The organism is Marinitoga hydrogenitolerans DSM 16785, from assembly GCF_900129175.1.
Classification (GTDB): Bacteria; Thermotogota; Thermotogae; order Petrotogales; family Petrotogaceae; genus Marinitoga; species Marinitoga hydrogenitolerans.
In genome coordinates this window covers 1-17,804 of sequence record NZ_FQUI01000022.1, presented here as the reverse complement: position 1 = coordinate 17,804, position 17,804 = coordinate 1, and the positions used below count along the sequence as shown (strand labels likewise).

Sequence of the window (17,804 nt, the reverse complement as noted above, 5' to 3'; positions counted from 1 at the left end):
CATAAATCAGGGGGTGTTAGGTATGAAAAAGTTGTTTTTGATTATTTCTATCATTTTAATTTCTCTATTTGTATTTTCAGAAGAAGTTATCACGTTAAATCTAATTGAAGCATTTTCAAGTCCGTGGAGAACACCTACATTAAACAAAATAATTGAAATGTTTGAAACATTAAATCCCGGAGTAAAAATAAATGTCATCTCACCACCTTATGAAACAGCTTATCAAAAAATAAATTTAATGGTTAGCACAGAACAACCACTTGATATTGTAGAAATTGGTGATTGGAATTTAAGCACTTTAGCTGCAATGGGAAAATTAGAAGATTTAACTCCTTATATAGATAATTGGTCAGAAAAAAATGATTTAATAGATGGGGTTTTAGAAGCTGCCAGCATATATAAAAATACACCTTATTTGTTGCCTCATGGAATATTTGTAAAAACGCTGTTTTATAGACCTGATATTTTATCTAAATACGGATTTAAAAATTACCCTAAAACAATGCAAGAAATGTACGATATGGCAAAAAAACTTACAGAATCTGGGAAAAATCAATATGGTTTTGACTTCAGAGGAAAAGGATACCCTACTGCATTTATAGATATTGTAGTAACTTCTTTCTTTGATGATATTGATCCAAATAATATGTATTTAACAAAGGATGGGAAATTAATTTTTGATGACCCTAGAGCTATTGAAGGATTAAACTTTTATGTTAGCTTATTTAAAGATACTGCTCCAAAAGATTCTGTTAATTGGGGATGGGATGAACAGGTAAACGCTTTTGTTTCTGGTATAACTCCGCTATTATTCCAGGATCCTGACACCACAGGTATGCTAAATGAAATGTTAAAACCTGGGCAATATAAAACTGCACCACTACCTTTGGGGTTAAGTGGAAAAGCTTATCCAACATTTGGTTTTGTTGGTTGGGGAATACCAACATACTCCAAACACAAAGATTTAGCATGGAAATTTATAAAATTTGTTAGTTCTTCAGAAATTAACGGATATTGGAGCAAGAGTTATGGTGCTTTACCTATTTTAAAGTCCGTCTATAAATACGACTCGTATTTTAGTTCTAATATTTTCGAAGGATGGACAGAAATGTTTAAAGATCCTGAGCATTATCAATTCACACAATATCCATTAGATAATGAAAATTGGGGAAAATGGAATGAATTCCAGGAAAAAACAATGCAACAGGTATTATTGGGAAAACTTTCTGTTGTTAGATGTTTAAAACAATGGTCAGACTTCTGGAAAGATGCTGGTATTAAATAGGTGATTAAATGAAACAAAGAAAATTTATTATACTTATGCTATTGCCAACAATTCTTTTAATTTCATTTATTATTTTATACCCCACGATAAGTGGGGTTTTGCTTTCTTTCAAAAATTATTCTATTTTTAATTTCGGAAAAATCAAATGGGTAGGATTTGAAAATTATAAAGAAATCTTTTCTGATATTTTTTATATTGATATTGTCTGGAATACAATAAAATGGATCTTCTTTTCTGTATTTTTTCAATTAATCTTTGGTTTTATTCTGGCATTATTAATGAAAGAACCGTTTAAAGGAAGAGGATTATATGCAGGGTTTGTTTTTTATCCATGGGCTATTTCTGGTTTTGCTATAGGACTAATATGGTCATGGCTGCTTAATGGACAATTTGGAGTAATAAACGATATATTATTGCAAATAGGCTTTATTAAAGAAGGTTTTAACTTTTTATCTGATCCATCTTTAGCTATGTTTTCAGTTATATTGGTAAATGTATGGTATGGCATACCATTTTTCGCTATTATGATTTTAGCTGCATTGCAATCAATACCAGATTCATTGTATGAAGCGGCTGAAATTGACGGCGCAGGATATTTTACAAAACTTTTTAAAATAACTATTCCATATATTAAACCTACATTAATAAATACTATTTTATTAAGAATAATATGGGTTATGAATTTCCCGGATGTTATATATGGTATGACTCGAGGTGGACCTGCTGGAAGTACAGAAATATTGTCAGTAAAAATGATTAATACTGTATTTTATGAATCAAATTATAGTAAAGCTGCTGCCCATGGTGTAATCATAGTTACTGTTCTTGTATTATATACTATTATGTATTTAAAATTGACTTCTAAAAAGGAGTTTTCATTATGAAGAAAAAAACAATATGGCAAATTGTACGATTTATATTATTAGCATTATTCTTATTATTTGCTATATTTCCTCTTTACTGGATTATATTAACTTCATTTAAACCTGTATATGAATTATACACCTTTCCAATAAAATATTGGACAAATCATCCAAGTTTGTATGGTTATAAAAAGTTATTTGAATTTGTTAATTTCAAACAATATTTTGCTAATAGTATTTTTGTTTCCTTTATTGCAGCTTTTATTTCAACAATTTTTGCAATGTTAAGTGGATATATATTATCTCGAAAAGAGTTTAAATGGAGATATATTGTTATTTTATATCTTTTTTTCTCACAAATGATACCGTCATACCTAATTATGGTTCCACAATACATTATGTTCTCAAAATTCAATTTGATTAATAAATTAATTAGTATAATAATAGTATATAGCGGTTTTGGTGCAGCATTTAGCACAATTATGGCTAAAGGTTTTTTTGATAGAATTCCAAAGAGTATAGAAGAAGCAGCTTTAATTGACGGATGTAATGAAATACAATCATTATTTAAAATTACTGTTCCATTAATGCTTCCTGGATTATCTGCAATTTTAAGCTTTTCATTCGTTAATAACTGGAATGAACTATTTACAGCCGTTATGTTTTTAAACACTGCAGATAAATATACTGTTCCTGTAGGTTTATATTCAATTGTATCTAAAGCTGGAATTCAATGGAATGTGTTATCTGCAGGCATAGTTATAGCTCTTTTGCCAACTATAATTGTTTTTTCCATTGCACAAAAATATATTATATCCGGTTTAACTCAAGGAAGTTTAAAGGATTAAAAACAAATCCCGGTAAAAACCGGGATTTGTTTATTATCAAGGTATAAATTTCACAATTTTTTTATAATCTATCTCTTATAATTTCTTTTTTATTACGTGCTATATTGCAACCTATATAAATCATAATAAATCCCTCTTTTATTCATTAATTCATTATGAGAACCCTCTTCAACTACTTTTCCTTTATGAACAACTAATATTTTTCTTGCTGTTTTTATTGTGGAAAGTCTATGAGCTATTGATAATATTGTTACTTTACCTATTAAATTTTCCATTGCTTTTTGAATTAAATACTCTGTTTCCACATCTATATTTGCCGTTGCTTCATCTAAAATTATTATTTTAGATTTAAAAACTACTGCTCTTGCTAATGCTATTAATTGTCTTTCACCTGCTGATAATGTACTTCCTCTTTCTAAAATTTTTGTATAATATTTATCTGGAAATTTTTCAATCATTTCGTGAGCATGAACCTGTTTTGCAGCTTCAATTACTTCTTCTTCGCTTACACTCTCATCAAACATTCTAATATTATCTAATATTGTCCCTGTGAATAGAAAAACATCTTGCGGAACTACGGCAATTTGTCTTCTTAATGCATGCAAATCATAGTCATTCAAATCTTTTTCATCTATATATATATTACCCATTTGTGGTCTATATAATCCATTTATCAATTTTATTATAGTGGTTTTTCCAGAACCCGTTTCACCTACTATGGCTATATTGTCTTTCGCTTCAACTTTAAAGGATACGTTTTTTAATATATAATTCTCTTTTTCATATGCAAACGACACATTTTTAAATTTTATACTCCCCATTTTTATCTCTTTATATTTCCCTTTACCAAAATCTTCTTGCTCTAATTCTTTTAGTCTGAATATTTTTTCTGCTGATGCAAATGCATTCTGTAATATATCATATTTTTCAGCTATATCAAACAATGGTCTAAAAAACATATCTATATATGATGTAAAAGCAACTAATACACCAAATGATACAATATTTTGTTTAAATAATTTTGCTCCAAACCAGAATAATAATGATAAGGTAATATAATACATAACATTCATCATAGGTCTGAACAATCCATTTAATATAATTTGTTGCATTCTAGATTTGTACAATTTATGACTTAAATCATAAAATTCTTGCCTTTTTCTGTCCTCCTGATTAAAGGATTTAGTAACATTAGCACCTGCTATATTTTCTGCTAAAAAAGCATTTGTTGCAGAAATTCTGGTTCTAGTTTTAGAATAAATCTTTTTATCTATAATGCCAAATACCCATGTGGCGGCAATAATTATAGGAAACATTATTATTACATACGTGGTTAGTTTTATATTCATTTTAAACATTACAATAATTACTCCAATTATTATTGCCACATCTTTTGTTAAACTAGTTAAAACATCTGTAAAAAATTGAGAAAGATTTTGTGTATCATTTACTGTTCTTGTTGTAATTTTACCAGTAGGATTTTTAGTGAAAAAATCCAAGGGAACAGAAAGGATATGAGAATACAATTCATCTCTTATATCATAAATTACTTTTTGCCCCATTAAATTAGAAAAAATAACTTGTCCATAGTTAAACAACAATTGACCCAAAAAAAGAGAAACTATTATTAATGTATATTTCATAATATCATCTAAAGCTTTATTTTTTATATTATTTACAAACTCTCCGCTCACAGGAATTTCTTCTTTTCCATTTGACATATAATACTTTTCATTTACTTGTTTTAAGGTATAATCTCCTGTTGGTGATGATTTAAAATTATTATCTATTTTTTCAAATTTGTATGCGGAATTTATAACATTGTCTATTACATATCTCATAACGCTTGGTATAGTTAAATCTACAATTGTTGATAAAAATAAAAATAAAAAAGATAATATCAATATAATATAATATTTTTTCATATATGTCCATAGCATTTTAAATATTTTTATGTTGGATATACCTCGTTGATTTTCTTCTTTTAATATATCTGTATGAGCTGTCCGCATATTATTCCTCCTCTAATTTTTCTTCAATTAACTGTTTCATATACATACTATAATATGCACCTTCTAATGCTAATAATTCATTATGATTTCCTTGTTCTATTATTTCACCATTTTCAAAAACATAAATTTTATCAGCATTTCTAACAGCTTTTAATCTGTGTGATATAACAATCATTGTTTTATTAACTGTATTATTTCTAAGATTAGTTATTATTGCTTCTTCTGTTTCAGTATCAACAGCAGAAAGACAATCATCCAAGATAATAAACGGAGCATTTTTAGCTAAAGCCCTGGCTATTGAAACCCTTTGTTTTTGACCACCAGAAAGCGTAACTCCTCTTTCACCTACTAATGTTTTATATTTTTCTGGTAAATCTATTATATCCTCATGAACATTTGCTATTTTTGCATATTTTGGAGCTTTTTTAACTTCTTTCGGATGGGCAAAACTTATATTATCTTCTATTGGCATTGAAAATAAAAAAGATTCCTGTGGAACATATGCAATGTTATCTCTAATAATCTTAGAATGTATCTTATTTATATCTATTCCATCTATAAATATTGTATTATCTTCAACTGGATAAAATTTCAATAATAATTTTGGAAGAGTCGATTTACCTGAACCTATTTTACCTACAAATGCTACCATCTCTCCTGGTTTTATTTCCATATTAATATTTTTTAAAGCATATTTTTCTGAACCAGAATATTTAAAATTAAGATTATTTATTTTTATATGACCTTTAAATTTATAACTTCTATCTATATTTTCTGGTTCTATAACTGATGATTTTGATTTCATTATTTCCATTAATCTTTGATAAGAAGCCTTCCCCCTTTGGAGAACATTTACTACCCAACCTACAGCCATCATAGGCCACACAAGCATACCTATATATGAGTAGAACATTACTAATTGCCCAAATGTAATTTCATTATTTATTACCATTTTCCCGCCAAAATATATTGCTAAAACCCCTGATAATGAGGCTAAGAATTGTATTAGCGGAAACATTAAACCCCATGTTTTAATTAATTTCATTTGTGCATCATAATATTTCATAGATCTATCATTAAATCTTTTTTTCATTGTATTTTCTAATGAAAACACCTTAACCACATGTATACCAGCATAACTTTCTTCGGTATGATCTGAAAGATCTGATATAGTTTTTTGTAAATTTTTAAATAATTTCCTTATTGTCCTTCCAAAAAACAACGTTATTAATCCTATTATCGGCAAAGGTGTCAAAGATAATAGCGTTAACTTAGGATTAACAAAATTTATCATTGCTATTATCGTTATAGTAGACATAAATACAGTATCTATAATCATTACTATCGATGGCCCCATAGCCATTCTTACTGCATTTAGATCTTCCGTAAACCTGGTCATTAAGTCACCAGTTCTCCATTTATCATAAAAATCATATGATTGGTCTAAAATATGTGAAAACATAATATTTGCTGTTTTAAATTCAAATAATCTGGATGTGCCAAAAATAAAAAAACGCCATATAAATCGCCCAATCATTATTGATATTGCTAATATCAATATTGAATAAATAGATAACTTTATTACTTCAAAATCTTTAATAAGTTTTAGATCATCCATTATATCCCCAATTCTTTTAGGAATAAAAATTTGCATATAATCGATAACCAATAAAAAGGTTATTCCTATTAAATACCTCCACCAATTTTTTTTAAAAAATTCTTTTATAATATTAACACCCCCGATCTTCGTTTGCATCACTAACAATTCTAACATTTTTAAGGAAAAAAATCAACATATAAAGAATTATTAAATGAAATAACTTTAAGGAGGAAAACTTCAATGTTAGAAGTAATTGAAAATAAAGTTTTAGTATTTTGGTTTGAAAACTTTGCAAGTAACGTTACTGCTGTAGAATTAAACGAGGAAGTCATTCTAATTGATTCATCTTTATATCCTGAAAAATTTAAAAAAGTTATAGACCTTGTTCAATTAAGAACTAAAAAAACTGTAAAAAAAGTTTTTTTAACTCATCATCATCCTGATCATTCATTTGGGGCTATATTTCATGGAGAAATTGAAATTATTTTATCTGAAAAAACTTTGGTAAAATTATTTGAATACGATGATATTTTATTAAAAAAAATATCAGATGAATCAGGATTTGAATTTTCAAATATACAAAAAAAATTAGCTAAATGTAAATTCAACGTATTTAGAAATGATAATTTAAATACATCTTCGAAAACTATAATTAGCGGAATTTCTTTAGGTGGTCATACAGAAGATTCCACTATATATAAAATTTATCCAGAAAACATCTTAGTTTCTGGGGATATTATTGTTTCTGGTGTTCATTCGGAATTAAATGAAGCTAATATTGATAATTGGATAAAGATTTTAGAAGAACTAAAAAAACAGGATATAAAAACAATAATACCAGGTCATGGAAAACCCGGCAATATAAAACTTATTGACAATCAATTAAAATATCTTAAAACTTTTAAAGAAAAAGGGAAAGATTTATTATTGAAAAATTTTGATACATATAAATATCCTGAATTACTTTTGAATTTCTAATAAATTCTTCTTTATGAAATCTGTATTATAGGGTATAATATTAACCTTTACATCAACTCTTTTTTTGTTATTTGAGTTGAAAAATTCTATTTTTTCTAAAAAATATACACTCATTTGCTCTTTTAGATATATTTTCATTTGAGTATAATCTACTCCTAAAAATTTTAATGCATTTTTTGATTTAGGATAAAAATAGAAGATTTTATAGTTTTTATCCTTTATTTCTTTAATAAAAAATTTATCTTGGGAATATGTAACTGATAAAATACGAATAAAATTTCTAAATATTTCAAGATTATCCTTTATCCCATTATAACTATCAACATCTTTATTTAAATCTGTTAAAAATATATCTTCATGTAAATTATAATAATAATCAATTCCAGATAAAATTTTTGGTTCATTTATTTTAAAATAAAAATATTTAAAATTATCAACATATATATCCATTAAAATAGAGGTGGGGGATGCATCCACCTCAAATTTTATATTTAATTCTATTTTAAATTCTCCTAATTTTGAATATTTTGAAAACACACCAATTAAATCATTAGAATATATTATATTCACTAAAAATATTAATATTATTAAAAAAGATATATTATTTTTTGTCATTTTAATGCTCTCAACCTTTCTTCTAATGAAACTATTTCAGTAATTCGAACACCAAAATTTTCATCTATAACAACAACTTCTCCACGAGCTATTAGCCTACCATTTACATATATATCGACAGGTTCTCCTGCTAACTTATCTAATTGTATCATAGAGCCTTGGTGGAAATTCAATATATCCCTTAACGAATATTTCCTTCTTCCAAGTTCAACAGATACATTTAAAGGAACATCAAATAAAAGTTGAAGTTTTTCAAGATCTATATTTTCCGTGGGTTCTATAGGTTTTCCAGAAATAGAATTAAAATTTTTTGGCTGTACATTAACCTGTTGTTCTGGTGGGATATATCCCATTGGTTGCTGTGTTGGCACTTGTTGTGGATATCCCATCGGTTGTTGTGTCGGCATTTGTTGTTGTGGGTATCCCATCGGTTGTTGTGTCGGCATTTGTTGTTGTGGGTACCCCATCGGTTGTTGTGTCGGCATTTGTTGTTGTGAAGGTGTTTCTTTCTTTTCCATATCAACATTTTGAGAAGCTAATACTTTATTTTTTATATCATTAGCTATATCAATTGGAACGAACTGCCACATTTCTCCTTCTTTTAACCCTTGAATTTTTAACATAAATTTAATACCTATTATTGTTTCAGAAGCTCCTTCTAATTCTGGCGGAAATAAGACATTAGGATCATCAAAATCCAATACTTGAACTTCTGGAGGTGTAATATCAACTTTTGCATTTAAAAATTCAGACAAAGATGTTGCAGAAGCTCCCATCATTTGATTAATCGCTTCTGCCAATGCACTTATTGAAATTTCATCAAATGTTTCTGGAACGTTTTCACCAGTTCCTCCCATCATAAGATCTGCTATAATAGATGATATATTAGCAGGAAATAAGAAAAAATTTGTCCCTTTTAATCCTTCTTTATAATTTATAGAAATTATAACATATTTTCCAGAAAATTGATTTTTTATTTCCGACTTTAATAATGTAATTGGGGTAGGGCTTGAAATATCAACCTTTCTTTTTAATAAGGTTGATAAAGTAGTTGCACCTGCACCCATAGCTATATTGCCAACTTCACCTACTAAATCTAATATTACCGGATCAACTGTAGTTGCACCAGAGCTCTGTGGTGATGATATTGTTTTATTATTTTCTTGTTTTGCTTCATCTTGATTTAATCCTTGAAGCAAAGCGTCTAACTCTTCTTGAGATAAGAATTCATCTGACATGCGATACACCTCCAGTGAAGACAATGTCTTCCATGCTTTTTATTTTATACGTTTTTTCATTGAAGACTTTCTAAATATCTTTCAACTAAAACCTTTTCTAACAATTCAGGATCTTCTTTTTCAATTTTAATAGCGTAATGACCTTTATGAACACCTGGAGTACCTTTAAAAACAGGTGTGTCTTGAACGGTTACATTTATCGGCTCATCATTAAATGAGTTCAAACGCAACACATCTCCGACATCTATATTGACTAAATCACCTAATTGAATTGTAGTCTCGCCTAATATTGCTTTCACTTCTGCTTTTGTCATTAATACTGAATTTTTTAATTTTTCAATCTGTTTTTGCGTGGTTTTTCTATCAGGTGACCACAATCTGGTGGTCAATTTTTCATTAATCGGTTCTAAAAGAGAAGATGGCCAACAAACATTAATAAAGCCCTGTATATCTCTAAAGTTAATAGATAATGTAATTAAAACTGTCATTTCATTTGGTGCCGCAATTTGAACAAATTGCGGATTAAATTCTGTTTTTTCAAGTATTGTATCAAATGGAACTATTGTTGCCCATGCTTTACTTAAAGCTTTAATTAAAGATAATCCTTCTTTCCTTAATATTGCTAATTCTAATTCAGTGGGTGTTCTTAATGTTTCAAGAGGAATACCTGGCCCGCCTAATAATTTATCGACTAAAACATATCCTATATCCAATCCCATTTGAAATACCGCACTTCCAGGTAATATATCAGTAGAAAAAACAGATATAAATGTCGGACTTGTCAAAGATTGTTGAAATTCACTAAATGTTATTTGATCAACACTTGCAAAAGTTACATTTACATATGATCTTGCACGTGAAGATAAATATGTGGATACATCCCTTGCATAATTTTCATGAATAAGTTGTAAAGTTCTCAATTGTTCTTTTGAGAACTTCATAGGCCTTCGGAAATTATATTCCCTAACATTGGCCATAATATCTTCTTCTTCACTTACATTGGAAACAGCTAACGACCCTGCCTCCATAGCATGCAATAACGCATCTATTTCCTCTTGTGACAATGTTTCATTTTCTGGAGGCATATATCTTCACCACCTTTTTAATAAGCAGATGTAATAACAACAATATCTATTATAACTTGAATTACACCAAATTTTTCTTTTTCTCCTACAAACCCTGTAATTTCATTAATAGCATTTTTTATTTGATTTTTTAATATTTCTCTTCCCTCAACAGTGGTTAAATCTTCACGTGTTTTTGTAATAAATATTAACCCTATAGCTTCTAATATTTCAACATTATATTCAGCAATAGCTGCTCGACAATCATCACTACCTACTTTCACCTGTAAAGCATTTACTATAGCAATTTCATTTCCACCTTTAAGCATAAATTGTCTTTGATGACCTTCTCTAATGATTTCAGCTAAACCTATTTGCGGAGCTTGTTGTACTCCTTGTGCTTGTTGCTGTGCTTGTTGTTGTGCTTGTTGAACTATATTTTTTCCTAATATGTTTATCAAAAAAAATGCTCCTCCAACTGATAAAACAACTGATACAACAATAGCAATTATTAATAGCAATAAAATATTCGGACCTTTTTTACCTTCTTCCTGACCTTCCTGAATTTCTTCATCAGCCATTAAATTTCACCTCACTATCTTAACCGCTGCCTTAATATTAATAGATCAATCCTTCTATATCTATTTCTTAATGTTTCTAATTCATTTTTATACTTATCATCTAATTTTTTTTCTTCTAACTTCATATTAGAAATATTTATTTTCCCCTGTTCAAAATCTTCTTTTAACTTTAGTTTCTGAGCTTCTATATTAGACTTTAGATTGTCTATATCTTTTTTTATTTCTTTATCTCCCACTGCTATAGGAAAGAATCTCCCTGCATTATAATAATATTCCGGATCAAATTTTCCTTCTTTTACTTCGGCCAATCTTTCCAATATTCTTTTTTGTTTCATTTCATCAGCATAAAACTTCGCAACACTTGCTGCTCTTGCCGCTCCTAAATGCCAATTCGAAGGATAAATAGATGTGTTTGAAGGTGGTCTATCATCGGTAAATCCATATATTTCAATAGCATTATTCGAGTGTTCTATTAATATTATACCCAATTTATATAACAATTCTTTTGCATCCGCCGTTAAACGTGCACTTCCAGGTTCAAAAAAAGCCATATCCTGCATTTTAATTATAGTACCTTTATCATTTTCTTCTATTGTGATTCTTCCTTTATACTTTGGATTATCTTGAAGTCTAAAAAGTTCAACCCTTATCCCTGGATTAGATGTTATTAAACTCTCCTCAGACAAACTTCTACCACCAGTTAATACACTAGGTGGAGTTCCACTAAATGGACTTCTAAAACTTATAGCAGCTTGTTGGAATTTACCAGGCGATATTGACGACATAGAAAACAACATAACAAAAAATGTCATCAATAATGAATTTAAATCGCTAAATGTTGCAAGCCATGCAGCTGGTGGTGGTGGTCCTTCATCTTTTTTACATTTATTAGCCATTCAAATCACCCTTCTTTTTCGGACTCATATTTTTGCTTATCTGCTGGAGATAAAAATGCTTTTAACTTTTCTTCCATAAGCCTTGGATTTTCTCCTGAAACTATTGAAAGTATTCCTTCGGTTATCATTCTTAACATATTTACCTGCAACTTAGTTCTTCTCCCAATTTTTTCCGCAATCGGTATAGTAAAAATATTTGCAACAAAAGCTCCATATAATGTAGTTATAAGAGCTATAGCCATTTTAGGACCAATAGTTGTAGGATCATTCAATGTTTTTAACATCAAAATCAATCCAATTAATGTACCTATCATACCATATGCAGGTGCCAACGATCCCCATGTATTTAAAACACCCGACCATTTCCCTTCTTCTTCTTCAAATAACTCCATTTTTATTTCAAGTATTTTTCTAATTTCTTCCGGATCAGTTCCATCTACTGCTGCTCTTAATCCATCTTTCATAAATTCATTATCTAAATTTTCAAGATCTGCTTCTAATGATATCAATCCTTCTCTACGTGCTTTTTCTGCAAATGAATATAATGTTTTTAAGGTTTCTACTGTATCAATTGTAGGTTCTTGAATCCCTTTCATTATTGCAGAAAAAAACTTAAATGATACATCTTTTGGATTTGCAATAAACATACCGCCAATTGATCCGACAACAGTTATAAAAAATGATGGTATATCTACTAATGATCCAATATCAGAAATAGCTCCTAATACTATCGCTGCCATTGCTAATCCAAGACCAGCTAACGTCGAAATATCCATCTAATCACCTCTTCGAAAATCAACAGAAAATATTTTACTTTTAAATTCTATTATTTCTTCAATTACTTTTTCGACTTTTTCTTTTACAATATATATATGCCCGTTATTTAAAATAATTGTTGTATCAGGTCTTTCTTCCATTTTTTCAATCATATCTGGATTTATGTAAAATTCTTTACCACCCAAATTAGTTACTTTTATCAAATAACACACCTCCGGTGATTATATTACAAAATAATCATTTTTCTCTAATGTGAATTAATTTGAAATCTATAAATTATTATCTTTTGAGATTTACAAGTTCTGTTAATATTTGATCTGATGTTGTAATCACTCTTGCTGCAGCTTGGAATCCTCTTTGAGCCGTAATCATTTTTGTGAATTCCTCTGATAAATCAACATTTGACATTTCTAACGCTCCTGATACTAATGTTCCCGCACCTTCTTCTCCGAATGATCCTATTTTAGCAATACCACTATTCTCACTTTGAGTAAATAATGAATTTCCCATATCAATTAACCCACCAGGGTTAGTAAATTTTGCTACTGCAACTTGAGCTATTAAATCAGATTTTCCATTTGAAAATATTCCTAAAACTTCGCCTAAATCATTTATTGTAAAGTTTTGCAATACACCTTTTGCATTTCCATCTTGATCAGCAATATTAACTGAATTTGGAGCCGCAAATTGTGTTAAATCATACATATTCAAATTCACTTTTACAGGTCCTGCAGCAGCAACAGATGCTGGAGCTACTCTTTCATTAGGTGATGCGCCTGTGCTTGCCGGATCAAACCAGAAACCTATTGAACCATTATTATTATCTGAAGTATTATAATCAACATATCCAACAGAATCCAATCTCCATCTTGAGGTTAAATATTGACCTTTACCATCAAATGCTATTACACCCTCCGCAGGATCTGATGTTGTTGTACCATCTTCTGTTATTTTATATAATGGTTGTCCATCAACTGTTTCTGCCTTCCAATACCATGTATTATCAGAAATTTTTGAATATTTTATATTTATATCATAATCATTTCCAAGTGAATCGTAAACCTTCGTAGATATCACAACATTCGGGTTTTCATACTCAGCTATTTTATAATTTTGCGAATTTTCTGTATCAATTAATCTCAACTCTCCTGAAACAGGTGTTTGAATTATTTTTTTTGCTGCAATATATCTAACCGTTCCTGCTTCTGTTGTTTCTCCACTTGCATTTGTAGTCGTATCCACAAACGTATCTGTGGCATTTGCTTCAATAACAGAAAGTCCAGAAATTGTATATTTTCCATCTGCTGATTTCCAACCACTCTCCATTTTAGAATTAAATTCTTCAACTGTATCAGCAGATGCATTATCACCATCAGCATCTGTAAACGTTACAGTTTTTAATGTTCCGCTTTCTTCTACTTTTAGAGTTATTGTAACATTGCCAGTTGCATCTACACTAAATGATATATCTCGCGGATCATAAAACACTTCATTGTTTTGGCTATCTTTTAAAGATATACCTCCTAAAAACTTTACATTTCTTTGATTGGTTCCATCTGTTAATTGCAATCTATTATCTTCATCTTGATATTTTGGGATTAATTCTCCTTTTGTATCTGTCATATATATTCCATCAAGACCCCATTCTGTTTTATCATCAGAACTTGTTTGATAAAGTTCTACAGATAATGCATTTGCCTGGCCAACTGGCAATAACGCTACAGATTCCGAAACTCCTGAATCTAGAATTAAATTTTTCAGTGTAACTTCATTTCCTCCAGCATCTGTTAATGTAACGCCTTGCGCAAATAATCTATTTAAATCATAAAATGTACCATCTGTTGTAATTGTACCTGTATATGTAGTACCAGCATTATCAGAAACCTGTATTGTTACCTGATTTGGATTTGTTGCGTCTCTATATATTAAAATATCTGGTCTACTATCACCCGGAGTTGCCGCAGAATCTTGAGACGCCAAAGTAACAGGCGCTCCATTACTATCAGAAATAGAAATATCCCCATATGCTCGTAATGGCCAATCAATCCCATTTTTACCTAAATCTATTCTTGAACCTGCAGGAAATGATGAATTAAAATCATTTGTTGCATTTGCTCTAACAACATGACCTGGATAATTAGACCATCTTAGGACATTTCCAACTTCATCAAGCTCGACTTCTCCGTAATTACTTCCACCAAGCAACTCATAGTTTTTGTTTGGATCCACCGGTTCTGCATGCCATCTGTATACAATTCTATCCTTATATTGTTCGGACATTATTCTTTCAAATGTAAATTTAACCGGAACAACATCTCCAGATGATGATTTTATTGTCATTGTTGTTTCCTTTATTCCAACATCAGAATTTAAATTATCTGACAAATTTAAGAATGTCGTTTCTCTTGCTTCCATAACTAAATTTGGAGAAATTGTTATATCTTGTATTGGTTCATTAGAATCTATATATCTTTTTCCAGTATCTGTGACCTTCGCATTCCATCCTTGCAATTTCATTCCACTTGAAGGATTTACAAAATGACCTTCTGAATCCAATGTGAAATTACCAGCTCTTGAAAAATATTTTGAGAGTCCATCTGATAAAACAAAAAAACCTTCTCCTTTTATTGCCATATCTGTTTTATTACCTGTATTTTGAAGTGAACCTTGTGTCATTATTTTATCTATAGATGCTATTTTAGAACCAAGGCCAACTTGTATTGCATTAACTCCACCAAATTGCCCACTTGCTCCTCTACTCTCTGATAATGTTTGAGATAATGTATTTTGAAATGTAACTCTGGAGGTTTTATATCCTACGGTATTTACATTTGAAATGTTATTACCTATTACGTCTAATTGTGTTTGGAAATTTTTCAAACCACTTTGACCACTAAACATAGCTCTTAACATAATAATCTCCTCCTAAATTTATATTATTTTATATTTCTGATATTTCAATAATTTTTTCTGTACTATATTTTTGACCGTTAATTAACACATAAAATTGATTATCTTCAAATTGTACAGCATCAACTTTTCCACCATCCAATCCCCCAATTTTTTCTTTTTTTCCATCTCTATACGTATATACATCATATTTGTATTCCCCATCTGGTAATTTCACCCCGTTTATTCCCACTCCATCCCAATTAAAAGTTTTCATTCCTTCCTCTTGAATACCTAAATCTTTTGTAAATACCAGATTATTTTTTTCATCATATATATCTACATATACTTTTGTTGGTTCTTCTAGATTATAAATAACAGCATCTGAAAATCCACCCGTTAAATTAATTTTATTATTTTCCACAACTACTGTTTTACCTATAAGATTAGAAGCTTGAACTTTAAATAAATTCATTTGTGAAGAAACCATTTCTTGAAATGATTTACTCATATTCATTATTTGTTCAGTTGATGATAGTTGTGACATTTGTGATATAAATTCTTTATCATTCATTGTATTTGTAGGATCTTGATATTTTAATTGTGTCATTAATATTTTTAAAAATGCATCTTTATCTAACTCCTTTTTAGGTTCATTGTTTTGCACAGGAGTTGAAAAATAATTCAAATTGTTAATACCATTAATCATAACCCTCACCTCTTAGAAGTTCCCAAAATTGTTTTCTTCTGTTTTTTCTTTTTTCATTTTCTTTTGATAAATCTTCATCATAATTTTTTGCTTGATTTTTATTTTCTTCATCTTTCTCTTGATATTCTTCATTTGTATCTTTAAATTCAGACTTTACTGAAAATTCCACTTTTTCATATTTTTCCTTTAAATTCGAAATTAACGGTTCCATCCTTTTTTCAATTTCCTTTTTATTTTCATCATTTTCTAAATTAAATTCTATTTTTATATTTCTTTGTGATTTTATAATTGTTATTTCAAGATTACCTAAATCAGGTGGATTTATTTTTACAACTGTTCTTTCAAAATATTTAGGAATATCATATACTTTTTCTGTTATATTACGCATTTGTATTAATAGCTCTTTCGGCGATACTGTTTTTATATTTGCATTATTATTACTTAAATACTGATTGTTAATTACTACAGTTGGATTTAAATAATTAATGTTACTTATAAACTTATTCACAGGTTTATTTTTTAATAGTTGTTGATTATTGTTAATTAGCAAATTGTTTGAATTTTTATATTTGTTTATTTTATATATTATTGAATCTATATACTTAAATATTTTTCTTGCACTAACATTCTCATTTTTTTTGTTTAATATAATTTCTTCCTTACTATTGATACTTTTTTTTATTTTTTTTCGTTTAGACATTATATTTTTCGACATATATCTATAAATATCCTTTACTTGTTCTGATGAAAACTTTTTTGCTATTATTAAATCAAATTTTTTATCAGAATATAATGTCATTTCCCCTTTACTATTTTTCTCAAAATTTCTTATTTTATTTTCAATTATATTTCCTAATTCTTTTCTAAAAATTTTACTATTACTTCTACTTTTTAGTTTTTCATTAAATTTAAATAGTTTAAATGCATCTTCTTTTGTGTTTTCAACATATCCTACTAATCCAGTATTGAACTTTATTCTTACAACTTTATTGTTATAATTTTTGCTAAAAAGACCTTTTATATTTTTTAATGATGTTTTATAAAGAATCTCGCTAAAAATAGTAGTTTCTTTATTTAATTCAATTTTTTTCTCTACTTCAAATTTTAATCCTTCTATTATTTCTCTTAATTCTTGTATTTCTTTTTCTATCTTTTCTGGTAGTTTTTCTTTTGTATTTATCATTTCTTTTATTATTTTGTTTGTCTTTTCTTTTATCTCTTTGACTTTTTTTCCTTTTTCTTCTGTGTTTATCCCTATTTTTATTTCCTCTTTTACTTCTTCTTTTATCTCTTCTTTTTCTCTAACTTTATCTTTATTTATTCCTTCTTTTTTTGGTTCCGATTTTATTTCTTCTATTATTCCTCTTAATTCCTGTATTTCTTTTTCTATCTTTTCTGGTAGTTTTTCTTTTGTGTTTATCATTTCTTTTATTATTTTGTTTGTCTTTT

The 17,804-nt window shown here is 28.7% G+C and carries 16 protein-coding genes; 4 read left to right on the top strand and 12 right to left on the bottom strand.

Annotation, left to right across the window (positions count from 1 at the left end; all coding sequences use genetic code 11):
- The first annotated feature begins 22 nt into the window (after window positions 1–22).
- The 3 genes from BUA62_RS07020 to BUA62_RS07010 are packed head-to-tail and all read left to right on the top strand — an operon-like array spanning window position 23 to window position 2,996.
- Entirely contained in the window at window positions 23–1,285 is a 1,263-nt protein-coding gene (locus tag BUA62_RS07020; protein ID WP_072864901.1) for an ABC transporter substrate-binding protein, read from the top strand.
- Between the two features lie 8 nt (window positions 1,286–1,293).
- Window positions 1,294–2,169 carry a carbohydrate ABC transporter permease gene (locus BUA62_RS07015; RefSeq protein WP_072864899.1) on the top strand — a complete coding sequence of 292 codons (876 nt, stop codon included), beginning with the start codon at window positions 1,294–1,296 and terminating at the stop codon, window positions 2,167–2,169.
- Window positions 2,166–2,996 carry a carbohydrate ABC transporter permease gene (locus BUA62_RS07010; RefSeq protein ID WP_072864897.1) on the top strand — a complete coding sequence of 277 codons (831 nt, stop codon included), beginning with the start codon at window positions 2,166–2,168 and terminating at the stop codon, window positions 2,994–2,996. The genes BUA62_RS07015 and BUA62_RS07010 overlap by 4 nt, the downstream gene beginning before the upstream one ends.
- Window positions 2,997–3,088: 92 nt before the next feature.
- On the opposite strand, the gene BUA62_RS07005 is transcribed toward BUA62_RS07010, so the two are convergent.
- Both BUA62_RS07005 and BUA62_RS07000 read right to left on the bottom strand, forming a co-directional pair.
- Entirely contained in the window at window positions 3,089–5,008 is a 1,920-nt protein-coding gene (locus BUA62_RS07005; protein ID WP_072864895.1) for an ABC transporter ATP-binding protein, read from the bottom strand.
- Between the two features lies 1 nt (window position 5,009).
- Window positions 5,010–6,764, bottom strand: a complete 1,755-nt coding sequence (locus BUA62_RS07000; RefSeq protein ID WP_084670742.1) for an ABC transporter ATP-binding protein — start codon at window positions 6,762–6,764, stop codon at window positions 5,010–5,012.
- Between the two features lie 84 nt (window positions 6,765–6,848).
- On the opposite strand from BUA62_RS07000, the gene BUA62_RS06995 reads away from it, so the two are divergent.
- Window positions 6,849–7,586 carry an MBL fold metallo-hydrolase gene (locus BUA62_RS06995; protein ID WP_072864893.1) on the top strand — a complete coding sequence of 246 codons (738 nt, stop codon included), beginning with the start codon at window positions 6,849–6,851 and terminating at the stop codon, window positions 7,584–7,586.
- On the opposite strand, the gene BUA62_RS06990 is transcribed toward BUA62_RS06995, so the two are convergent.
- From BUA62_RS06990 to fliK, 10 genes are all read right to left on the bottom strand, one after another.
- A complete protein-coding gene (locus BUA62_RS06990; protein WP_072864891.1) occupies window positions 7,569–8,201 on the bottom strand; it encodes a hypothetical protein in 633 nt (210 codons plus the stop codon). The two genes, BUA62_RS06995 and BUA62_RS06990, sit on opposite strands and share 18 nt — an antisense overlap.
- Window positions 8,198–9,439, bottom strand: a complete 1,242-nt coding sequence (gene fliY / locus BUA62_RS06985) for a flagellar motor switch phosphatase FliY (RefSeq protein WP_072864889.1) — start codon at window positions 9,437–9,439, stop codon at window positions 8,198–8,200. Before fliY ends, BUA62_RS06990 begins: the two co-directional genes overlap by 4 nt.
- Before the next feature lie 56 nt (window positions 9,440–9,495).
- Window positions 9,496–10,524, bottom strand: coding sequence for a flagellar motor switch protein FliM (fliM, locus tag BUA62_RS06980; protein WP_072864887.1), 1,029 nt, complete (start codon window positions 10,522–10,524; stop codon window positions 9,496–9,498).
- Between the two features lie 17 nt (window positions 10,525–10,541).
- The gene (locus BUA62_RS06975; RefSeq protein ID WP_072864885.1) at window positions 10,542–11,084 is read right to left on the bottom strand and encodes a flagellar basal body-associated FliL family protein; all 543 of its coding nucleotides are present in this window, start codon (window positions 11,082–11,084) and stop codon (window positions 10,542–10,544) included.
- Window positions 11,085–11,098: 14 nt separating this feature from the next.
- The gene (locus BUA62_RS06970; RefSeq protein WP_072864883.1) at window positions 11,099–11,980 is read right to left on the bottom strand and encodes an OmpA/MotB family protein; all 882 of its coding nucleotides are present in this window, start codon (window positions 11,978–11,980) and stop codon (window positions 11,099–11,101) included.
- Between the two features lie 5 nt (window positions 11,981–11,985).
- On the bottom strand, window positions 11,986–12,756 hold the full coding sequence (locus BUA62_RS06965) for a motility protein A (RefSeq protein WP_072864881.1): 771 nt from the start codon (window positions 12,754–12,756) through the stop codon (window positions 11,986–11,988).
- Window positions 12,757–12,969 (bottom strand): flagellar FlbD family protein, encoded by a 213-nt coding sequence (locus BUA62_RS06960; protein ID WP_234970295.1) that lies wholly within the window; start codon window positions 12,967–12,969, stop codon window positions 12,757–12,759.
- A 67-nt stretch (window positions 12,970–13,036) separates the two neighbouring features.
- Entirely contained in the window at window positions 13,037–15,670 is a 2,634-nt protein-coding gene (locus BUA62_RS06955) for a flagellar hook-basal body complex protein (protein WP_072864876.1), read from the bottom strand.
- Window positions 15,671–15,698: 28 nt separating this feature from the next.
- Window positions 15,699–16,355 carry a flagellar hook assembly protein FlgD gene (locus BUA62_RS06950; RefSeq protein ID WP_072864874.1) on the bottom strand — a complete coding sequence of 219 codons (657 nt, stop codon included), beginning with the start codon at window positions 16,353–16,355 and terminating at the stop codon, window positions 15,699–15,701.
- Window positions 16,348–17,804, bottom strand: a 1,457-nt coding sequence (gene fliK / locus BUA62_RS11505; RefSeq protein WP_200782362.1) for a flagellar hook-length control protein FliK, incomplete at its 5' end; no start/stop codon positions are given. The genes BUA62_RS06950 and fliK, both read right to left, overlap by 8 nt.

What these genes read in the sequence shown, in the direction of transcription:
- BUA62_RS07005 (WP_072864895.1), bottom strand. Translation starts at nt 5,008, where the DNA reads ATGCGGACAGCTCATACAGATATATTAAAAGAAGAAAATCAACGAGGT.
- BUA62_RS07015 (WP_072864899.1), top strand. Translation starts at nt 1,294, where the DNA reads ATGAAACAAAGAAAATTTATTATACTTATGCTATTGCCAACAATTCTT.
- BUA62_RS06950 (WP_072864874.1), bottom strand. Translation starts at nt 16,355, where the DNA reads ATGATTAATGGTATTAACAATTTGAATTATTTTTCAACTCCTGTGCAA.
- BUA62_RS07010 (WP_072864897.1), top strand. Translation starts at nt 2,166, where the DNA reads ATGAAGAAAAAAACAATATGGCAAATTGTACGATTTATATTATTAGCA.
- BUA62_RS06975 (WP_072864885.1), bottom strand. Translation starts at nt 11,084, where the DNA reads ATGGCTGATGAAGAAATTCAGGAAGGTCAGGAAGAAGGTAAAAAAGGT.
- BUA62_RS06995 (WP_072864893.1), top strand. Translation starts at nt 6,849, where the DNA reads ATGTTAGAAGTAATTGAAAATAAAGTTTTAGTATTTTGGTTTGAAAAC.
- BUA62_RS07020 (WP_072864901.1), top strand. Translation starts at nt 23, where the DNA reads ATGAAAAAGTTGTTTTTGATTATTTCTATCATTTTAATTTCTCTATTT.
- BUA62_RS06990 (WP_072864891.1), bottom strand. Translation starts at nt 8,201, where the DNA reads ATGACAAAAAATAATATATCTTTTTTAATAATATTAATATTTTTAGTG.
- fliM (WP_072864887.1), bottom strand. Translation starts at nt 10,524, where the DNA reads ATGCCTCCAGAAAATGAAACATTGTCACAAGAGGAAATAGATGCGTTA.
- BUA62_RS06955 (WP_072864876.1), bottom strand. Translation starts at nt 15,670, where the DNA reads ATGTTAAGAGCTATGTTTAGTGGTCAAAGTGGTTTGAAAAATTTCCAA.
- BUA62_RS06965 (WP_072864881.1), bottom strand. Translation starts at nt 12,756, where the DNA reads ATGGATATTTCGACGTTAGCTGGTCTTGGATTAGCAATGGCAGCGATA.
- BUA62_RS07000 (WP_084670742.1), bottom strand. Translation starts at nt 6,764, where the DNA reads ATGCAAACGAAGATCGGGGGTGTTAATATTATAAAAGAATTTTTTAAA.
- fliY (WP_072864889.1), bottom strand. Translation starts at nt 9,439, where the DNA reads ATGTCAGATGAATTCTTATCTCAAGAAGAGTTAGACGCTTTGCTTCAA.
- BUA62_RS06970 (WP_072864883.1), bottom strand. Translation starts at nt 11,980, where the DNA reads ATGGCTAATAAATGTAAAAAAGATGAAGGACCACCACCACCAGCTGCA.